Below are 8,477 nucleotides of genomic sequence, written 5' to 3' on the forward strand. Positions count from 1 at the left end.
CCCCGCGCGGCGAGCGCCGCCAGGTAGTCGGCGTGCCGGTGCAGCCGCTGCCCACCGGTCACCAGCTCCAGCCCACGGAAGAGCAGGTCGAACCCGTGGGAGTAGGCGGGCCGGGCCGGGTCCGGGTGGGTGTAGAAGGGCCGCTTCGCCATCGGGTAGCCGGTGACGAAGAGGAACTCGCAGTTGTGCTCCCGCCGCGCCCACTCCCCCAGCGCCCGCTCGTGCGCCGGCGCGAGGTCCGGCTCGTCGGCCGGCGCGCCGGCGATCCGCAGCGCCTCCGTGAAGTGCACGGCCGGGATCTCCACCGGCACCTCCGGCGCGGCCACCCCCAGCGTGGCCAGCGCGCTCCCGGCCCGGTCGGCGACCGTGCCGAGCATTCCCGCGAGGGTGTCGCGCAGCACGGCCATCACGTCCCGGTGGTCGGTGACGAACCCCAGCTCGGCGTCGAGCGAGGTGTACTGGGCCAGATGGCGGACGGTGTCGTGCGGCTCGGCGCGGAACACCGGCCCGACCTCGTACACCCGCTCGAAGACCCCGACCATCAGTTGCTTGTAGAACTGGGGCGACTGGGACAGGTACGCCGGCCGGCCGAACCAGTCCAGCGCGAAGACGTTCGCCCCGCTCTCGGTGGACGAACCGACCACCTTCGGCGTGTGGATCTCCACGAAGTCGCGGGCGTCGAGGGCGGCCCGGAACCCGGCCACCGCCGCCGCCGACACGCGCAGCGCCGCCGACCGCGACGGGTGGCGCAGGGCGGTGGGGGCGTTGTCGAGCTGGGTGGGCAGGGTCGCGGTGAGCGCCGGCCGGTAGAGGTCGAACGGCGGCGGCACGGCGGGCGGGCCGAGTGGTCGTACCGTCGGGTCGGTGAGCTCGACCCCGGCGGTGGTCGCGGCCGCCGCGACCACCGTGCCGGTCACCTCGACGACCGTCTCCTCGGTGAGTTTCTCCAGCGCGGCACGGACGGCCGGATCGGTGACCACCACCTGGGCGAGGCCGGCGGCGTCCCGCACGATCAGGAACGCCACCGACTTGAGCAGCCGGCGGCGGTGCACCCAGCCGGCGATCCGGACGGGCGTGCCCAGATGGGCGGGGAGCTGGGTGGACAGGACGCGTCGCACGACTTGCTACCTCCTCGATCAATCGCAACGCGATCCCGGGAGGTGTGGGCGAGCGGGTCCTCGCGGTGCCACCACACCTTCGCCCCGCGTGGCGGGGCCTCGTTCGTCGCCTGATCACCGGGGCCAGCCGGGCGGGCTCTACTGAGCGGCGGCCGGCGTCGCCGCCCCGCCGCCGACGGCGGCGAGGAGGGCCCGCGCCCACCCGCTGTTCTTCCCGCGGCTCGGGAGGGTCTTCACGCGCCGGCGCCAGACCGCCTCGCAGCGAACGGCGGCTCTCTGTGCTGGCGGGTCGGCGCGCTACTCGGCTCCGTCACAGCTTTGCCGGGCAGGCTAGCACCCGACCACCGCGGGTGTGACGGGGTTTTTCGTCGCCCCGGTGTCCGGCGTCACAAGGTTTGCGGCGTGACGGCGGTCGCCCGACGTACATCGACGCCCGCCATCGGGCGTAGGCTCGGTTTCGTGACCATCGAGCACTCCGCGCCGACGACCGGCCCGGCCGCGCGCACCGCGACGCCCGCCCCCGAAGGGCGGCGGCTGCTCCGGATCGAGGCACGCAACGCCGAGACGCCGATCGAGCGCAAGCCGCCGTGGATCAAGGTCAAGGCCAAGATGGGGCCGGAGTACACCCAGCTGCGCGGGCTGGTCTCGCGCGAAGGGCTGCACACCGTCTGCCAGGAGGCCGGCTGTCCCAACATCTACGAGTGCTGGGAGGACCGGGAGGCCACCTTCCTCATCGGTGGCGACCAGTGCACCCGGCGCTGTGACTTCTGCCAGATCGACACCGGCAAGCCGGCCGAGTTCGACGCCGACGAGCCGCGCCGGGTCGCCGAGTCGGTGGTCTCGATGGGGCTGCGCTACGCGACCGTCACCGGCGTCGCCCGCGACGACCTGCCCGACGGCGGGGCGTGGCTCTACGCCGAGACCGTCCGGCAGATCCACGCGCTGCAGCCCGGCTGCGGCGTGGAGCTGCTGATCCCCGACTTCAACGCGGTGCCGGAGCAGCTGGCCGAGGTCTTCGGGTCCCGCCCCGAGGTGCTGGCGCACAACGTCGAGACGGTGCCGCGGATCTTCAAGCGGATCCGGCCGGCGTTCCGCTACGAGCGGTCGCTGGACGTGATCCGGCAGGCCCGGGCCGCCGGCCTGGTCACCAAGAGCAACCTGATCCTGGGCATGGGCGAGGAGCGGGCTGAGGTCTCCCAGGCCCTGCGCGACCTGCACGCCGCCGGCTGCGAGCTGATCACCATCACCCAGTACCTGCGCCCCTCGCCCCGGCACCACCCGGTCACCCGCTGGGTCAAGCCGGAGGAGTTCGTCGAGCTGCGCGAGGAGGCCGAGGAGATCGGCTTCGCCGGCGTGATGAGCGGGCCGCTGGTGCGCTCGTCGTACCGCGCCGGCCGGCTGTACCGGCAGGCGCTGGAGGCCCGCGAGAGCACTCCGGTCGGCACCGCCGGCTGACATCCCCGGCCCCGACGCGCCGGCACCGCTCGGCGCGGGCCGGGCGCCGGGTGCCATGATCGGCCCATGACCGCGGGGGTACGCCGGCAGCGACGCGACGCGCCGCCCGCGCTGCCGCCCGCCCGGTGGAGGCGGCTGCCCGGGCTGCTCACCGTGCTCGCCGCCGTGGCGGGCGTCGGCTACCGCCTCGCCCTGCTGCTGCACGACGCGCCGCCAACCAACAGCGACGAGGCCACCATGGGGCTGGCCGCCCTGCACATCGCGCAGGGCCGCGAGTTCCCGGTCTGGTTCTACGGCCAGGAGTACATGGGCACGCTGGAGGCGTGGCTCGCCGCGCCGCTGTTCGCGCTGGCCGGGCCGTCCACCCTCGGCCTGCGCCTGCCCAACCTCGCCCTGTACGCGCTCTTCGTGCTGCTCGCCTGGCGGCTGACGGTGCGGCTGACCGGGGACCGGTGGTTCGCCCTGCTGGTCGTGGCGCTGCTCGCGCTCGGCTCGGACCGGATCGTCAAGAACCAGCTGATCGCTGGGGGCGGCTACCCGGAGATGAACCCGGCCGGGGTGGCGCTGGCCCTGCTGGCGTACGACCTGGCGGCCGGCCGGCCCGGTCGGCGGCTGCCGCGCTGGGCGGCCTGGGGTCTGCTCGCCGGGCTGATGGTCTGGGTGGACCCGCTGGTGCTGCCGTACGCGGCCGGCACCGGCGCGGTGCTGGTGGCGTTCCGCTGGCGCGAGCTGCGCGGCCAGGCCGGTGCGCTGCTCGGGCTCGGCGCGCTGGTCGGCGCGGCGCCGCTGCTCGCGCACAGCCTGACCGCCGGCCGTAACCCGCTCGACGCCGTGCTCACCGCGGGCGGCGCCGGCGAGCCCGCCGGCTGGGCCGAGCGGCTGCACGGCGGGCTGCTGCTCGGGCCGCCGCTCGGCATGGGCTTCTGCTCGCCGAGCCACTGCGTCGGCTGGCAGCTGTGGTGGGCTGCCGCGCTGCCGCTGCTCCTGGCCGTCGCTGCCGGCACCGCCTGGCGCACGCTGCGCGCCGTACCCCCCGCCGCCGCGAACGGCGACTGTCCACGATCCACCGATACGGTCGGCGCGGCGGTGTCGCTCGCCCTGGTCGGGGCGGCCGTGACGACGCTGGCCGTCTACGCGGCAAGCGCTGCGGCCGGGCGCACGCCGATCGAGAGTTCCCGCTACCTGTCCTGCCTGCTCATCTCCGTACCGGTGCTGCTCTGGCCGGTCTGCGCCGCCCGGCGGCGCCGCGGTGCACCCTCGGGCGCGCTGCGGCGGGCCGGCTCGGTCGGCGTGCTCGCGGCGACCCTCGGCACCGCCGCCGTCGCCACCGCCGGGGCGATCGGCGCCGCCCCGGACGCCCACGCCGCCGAGGCCCGGCACGCCGTACTGGTGGCGACCCTGCGCGAACACGACGTCCGGCACGTCTACGGCGGCTACTGGACCTGCAACCGGCTCACCCTCGCCAGCGGCGAGCACGTGCTCTGCGCGGTGGTCGACGACGAGCTGCGCCCGGGTCACGACCGGTACCTGCCGTACCGCCGGGCGGTGCGGCGGTCCGCCGCGCCGGCCTGGGTCGCGCCAGCCGGCTCCCCGCTGGCCGCCCGCCTCGACGAGCGCCTGCGCGCCGAGCCGGACACCCTCGACCTGGTCACCATCCCCGGCTGGCGGATCTACCTCCCCCGCCGCTGACCCGCACGCCACCCCACCGGGCCGAGGCGCGGTCAGCCGGCGGAGCTGGGTTCCGCGAGCAGGCCGAGGCGGTGGGCCAGGGCGGCCGCCTCGACCCGGTTGCTGACGTCGAGCTTGGCGATGATCCGGGAGACGTGCACGCTGGCCGTCTTCGGCGAGATGAACAGCGTCTCGGCGATCCGGCTGTTGCTGTGCCCCTCGACGACCAGCCGCAGCACCTCCCGCTCCCGCAGGGTGAGCAGGTCGGCGCCGGGCCGGCCACGGGTGGCGCCGCGCAGGCCGACCCGGCGGGCCAGGGTGGCGGCCTGCTCGGCCAGGGGTGCCGCGCCGAGCCGGTCGGCGAGCGCGGCCGCCTCGGCCACCGCCGCCGCCACCTCGTCCCGCTCCCCCGCCGCGGCCGCCGCCTCGCCGAGCGCCAGCAGGGCCCGGCCGAGCTGCCACGGCTGGCCGTCGGCCCGCCAGGCCGCCACCGCGGCCCGCCAGGCAGCCAGTGGGTCGTCGCCGCGGGCGACCGTGGCGGCGACCTGCGCCGCGTGCGCCCGCTCGGCGGGGAACCGCTCCGGCACGGTGGCGGCGAGCGCGGCGACCCGGGCGGCGAGGCCGTCGTCCCCAGCCCGCCGGGCGACCCGGGCCACGGCGGTCAAGACCGGCCAGCCGTAGCGGGGGCACCCGGCGAGGTCGGCCTCGGCCAGGGCCGCCTGCGCCGCACGCCCGGCCTCCGGCAGGTCGTCGGCCGCGAGCGCCGCCTCCAGCCGCAGCTCGTGCAGCGGCAGCCGCTGGTGCGGGTGCAGGTACGCCATGGTGAGGAAGCTCAGCGCCCGGCCGACCGCCTCGTCGGCGGCCGGATGCCCCCGGGCCAGCCGCAGCAGCGCCCGCAGTTGCAGCCAGTGCAGCCCGGATACGCCGGGCGGGTCGATCCGCGCGGCGTCGGCGCAGGCCTCGTCGGCCTCCGCCCAGCGGCCCAACGCTAGCAGCGCCTCCGCTCGGTTGGAGAGCAGGTACGCACCGGTGGACCGGCTGATCCCGACCCGGCGGGCCTCGGTCACCCCGTCCGCGGCCGCCCGCGCCGACTCCTCGTACCGGCCCAGCTCGAAGAGCACGTCGGAGATGTGCACCAGCGCGCTGACCAGCGCCGGCGCGGTGCCGGCAGCCCGGGACAACGCCTCGGAGCGGCGCAGCTCGGCCAGCCCCAGGTCGGGCGCGTTGTCGCGGCGGCGCAGCACCGCCAGCTGCACCGGCAGCAGGGCGGCGTCCACCCCGACCGCCTCCGCCGCGGCCATCACCTCGGCGGCGATCCGGGCGCCGTCGACCCGGTCCACCCGGGCCAGGTGGGCGGCGACGTCGGCGAGCAGCCGGCGCCGCTCCGGGCCGTCGGGCACCCCGGACGCCAGCCGGTACGCCTCGCGCAGCTCGGCGGCGCCGTCGCTCTTGCCAAGCATCACCAGCATCCGACCGCGCCGGTCCAGCAGCCGCGCCGCGCGCAGCGGTTCCGCCGCGCTGTCCACCTCGGCCAGCGCGGCGCGGGTGAGGGTGAGCGCCCGCTGGTAGTCACCCGCGGTGGTGGCCGCGGCCAGCGTCTCCTCCAGTACGGCGAGGTGGTCCATGCCCAGCCGGTCGGCCGCGTCGGGCACCAGCTCCCACAGCTCCAGCACCCGTTCCAGCAGGCGGCTCTGCTCCGCGTACGCGTACCGCTCGGCGGCGGCGCAGGCGGCCGCGCGGGCGGTGACCAGGGCCCGGGGGTGATCGTGCGCGGCGTACCAGTGGTGGGCGATCTCGGCTGGCGCCCGCCCGGCGGCGACCAGGTGCGGCTGCGCCTCGATGGCCGCGGCGAAGCGGGCGTGCAGCCGGGCGTGCTCGCCGGGCAGGAGCTCGTCGTGGACGGCCTCGCGCACCAGCGCGTGCCGGAACTCGTAGTCGCCGTCCGGATCGGCCACCACGAGCTGGGCGGCGACGGCGGCGCGCAGCGCGTCCTCCAGCTCGGGCTCGGGCAGCCCGGCGACCTCGGCGAGCAGTTGGTGGGCGAAGCGGGTGCCGCCGGCGGCGGCGATCCGCAGCACCCGCTGGGCCCCGTCCGGCAGCCGGTCCACCCGGGCCAGCAGCAGGTCGCGCAGTGTCTCCGGCAGCGCGGCGCAGCCGATCGGGTCACCGGCGGCGGCCAGTTCCTCGATGAAGAGCGGGTTGCCCTGGGTGCGGTCGTGGATATCGTCGACCGCCCGGGCGGCCGGCTCGGCACCGAGCAGGTCGGCGAGGATCGCCCCGGTACCGTCCCGGTCCAGGCGGCCCAGTTCGAGGCGCTCGACGCCGCGGGCCCGGTCCAGCTCGGCGAGGAAGGGGCGCAGCGGGTGGCCGCGGTGCAGTTCGTCGGTGCGGTAGGTGCAGACCAGCAGCAGCCGGGCGGTACGGGCGGCCCGCACCAGGAAGCCGATGAGGTCCCGGGTGGACCGGTCGGCCCAGTGCAGGTCCTCGATCACCAGCACCAGGGGCTGCCCGGTGGCGAGCCGGTGGAACAGCTCGGCGACCAGGTCGAACAGGTATCCGCGGGGGGCGTCGGAGCCCGGCGCGACCGGGGGCGCGGCAACCCCGACCGGGCCCCGGGCCAGCTCCGGCAGTAGTCGGGCGAACTCGGCCTCGTACCCGTCGAAGACGCCCGCGCCGTCGCGGCGCAGCACGGCGCGCAGCGCGGCGGCGAACGGCGCGAACGGCAGGCCGGCCTCGCCGAGTTCCAGGCACTGCCCGACGAGCAGCCGGGCGCCGGCTTCGGTGGCCTGCCGGCCGAACTCCTCCAGCAGCCGGGTCTTGCCCACCCCGGCCTCGCCGCCGACCAGGACGGTGGTCGGTTCGCCGGCGCGGGCCCGGGCGAGGGCGTCGCGCAGGGCCTCGAGCTCGCGCTGGCGGCCGACGAGGACGGTGCTGGCGGCTCGTGGGGTCACGGCACCGAGCATGCCACGCGCGCCGGCCCCGCCGTTTCCGCCGACCGGCCGGCCGGCCCCTGACGGCGGATCGACCGCCCGACCGGCCCCTGACGGCGGGCCCACCGCCCGACCGGCCCCTGACGGCGGATCCACCGGCCGGTCCGTCGCCGGGGCGGTCACCGGCGGGCGTCGCCGGTGCGGCCCGCGTGGTGCCGCCGGCTGAGCCAGCCACGCGCGGAACGCCGGGGCAGCGAACGGGCGAGCCGGTCAGCCGCGGCCTCGGCGCGCAGTTCGGCGGCGTGCGTACGGTGGAGGGAGAGGATGAAGTCTGCGTCGTTGCCGAACATGTCGGGCTCCTTGCGGTTGTCGTTGCTGACACTGACTCTCCGCGTGAAGGTGCCGGCGGGGCATGGGGGCGGTGCCTGATCTTCGCTCGTCCGCCCTCCTTACCGGCGGCCCGAGCGACCGGTGGGGGCGGGTAAGGTACTCAGCCGCCCGACCCCGGCCGCGGATCAACTCGCCGGCGGGCCGACCACTAGACTCTGCGGTATGGCAAAGCCCCAGGAGAAGGTCTCGTTCGGCCAGCGGCTGAAGCAGATCGGGATGGTGTTCCGGTTCACCGCCAAGCAGGACAGGTGGTTCGCGCCGCTGGCCGCCGGCGCGGTGCTGATCCCGCTCGCGCTCACCGTGGTCGCGGTCCTGCTCTGGGGCTGGGTCTGGCTGCCGCTGGGCATCCTGTTCTCCCTGCTCGCCCTGCTGATCGTGCTGAACCTGCGGTCGAACAAGGCGATGATGAACGCCGCGGAGGGGCAGCCCGGCGCGGCGGCGCAGATCATCGAGAGCATGCGCGGCGACTGGCGGGTGACCCCGGCCGTCAGCTCCACCACCCAGATGGACATGGTGCACATGGTCATCGGCCGGCCGGGTGTGATCCTGCTGGCCGAGGGGAACCCGCAGCGGGTTCGCGGCCTGCTCGGCCAGGAGAAGCGGCGGCTGGCCAAGGTGATCGGCTCCGCCCCGCTCCACGACTACGTGATCGGCCGGGACGAGGGCGAGCTGCCGATCAGCAAGCTGCGGATGACGCTGATGCGGCTGCCCCGCAACCTCAGCGGCAAGGACGTCAACTCGCTCGACAAGCGGCTCAAGGCGCTCACCGCCCGTCCGCAGCTGCCCAAGGGCGCGATCCCGAAGAACATGCGCCCCCCGCGCGGCGCCTTCCGCCAGCCCCGCGGCCGCTGACCCACCCGTTACCTTTCTCGACCAAACCCACTCGGACACCCGCGGGGTCAGGTCAGGGTGGGTC

General features: G+C 76.0%; 6 protein-coding genes. 3 read left to right on the plus strand and 3 right to left on the minus strand.

The annotated features are described in order from the left end of the window. Positions 1 to 1,118 (minus strand): aspartate--tRNA(Asn) ligase (aspS, locus tag C1I99_RS25965; protein ID WP_111136817.1); only part of this gene is annotated, 1,118 nt, incomplete at its 3' end. Positions 1,119 to 1,520: 402 nt separating this feature from the next. On the opposite strand from aspS, the gene lipA reads away from it, so the two are divergent. Further along, positions 1,521 to 2,573, plus strand: coding sequence for a lipoyl synthase (gene lipA / locus C1I99_RS25970; RefSeq protein WP_111136818.1), 1,053 nt, complete (start codon positions 1,521 to 1,523; stop codon positions 2,571 to 2,573). Positions 2,574 to 2,639: 66 nt separating this feature from the next. Then, positions 2,640 to 4,262: a glycosyltransferase family protein gene (locus C1I99_RS25975; protein ID WP_111136819.1), complete on the plus strand. Its 1,623-nt coding sequence runs from the start codon at positions 2,640 to 2,642 to the stop codon at positions 4,260 to 4,262. Between the two features lie 32 nt (positions 4,263 to 4,294). Here C1I99_RS25975 and C1I99_RS25980 read toward each other — a convergent pair whose 3' ends face one another. Then, on the minus strand, positions 4,295 to 7,192 hold the full coding sequence (locus C1I99_RS25980; RefSeq protein WP_233512717.1) for a helix-turn-helix transcriptional regulator: 2,898 nt from the start codon (positions 7,190 to 7,192) through the stop codon (positions 4,295 to 4,297). Between the two features lie 158 nt (positions 7,193 to 7,350). After that, the gene (locus C1I99_RS33465) at positions 7,351 to 7,521 is read right to left on the minus strand and encodes a hypothetical protein (RefSeq protein ID WP_199562397.1); all 171 of its coding nucleotides are present in this window, start codon (positions 7,519 to 7,521) and stop codon (positions 7,351 to 7,353) included. Between the two features lie 202 nt (positions 7,522 to 7,723). Here C1I99_RS33465 and C1I99_RS25985 point away from each other — a divergent pair, with 202 nt between their 5' ends. Continuing rightward, a complete protein-coding gene (locus C1I99_RS25985) occupies positions 7,724 to 8,413 on the plus strand; it encodes a DUF4191 domain-containing protein (RefSeq protein ID WP_111136820.1) in 690 nt (229 codons plus the stop codon). The last annotated feature ends 64 nt before the right edge of the window (positions 8,414 to 8,477 follow it).

The sequence above is a fragment of the Micromonospora deserti genome, from assembly GCF_003236335.1.
In the GTDB taxonomy this organism is placed as follows: Bacteria; Actinomycetota; Actinomycetes; order Mycobacteriales; family Micromonosporaceae; genus Micromonospora; species Micromonospora deserti.

Excerpts from the sequence above, each read along its gene's own strand:
- C1I99_RS25975 (WP_111136819.1), top strand. The coding sequence starts at position 2,640 with ATGACCGCGGGGGTACGCCGGCAGCGACGCGACGCGCCGCCCGCGCTG.
- C1I99_RS33465 (WP_199562397.1), bottom strand. The coding sequence starts at position 7,521 with ATGTTCGGCAACGACGCAGACTTCATCCTCTCCCTCCACCGTACGCAC.
- C1I99_RS25985 (WP_111136820.1), top strand. The coding sequence starts at position 7,724 with ATGGCAAAGCCCCAGGAGAAGGTCTCGTTCGGCCAGCGGCTGAAGCAG.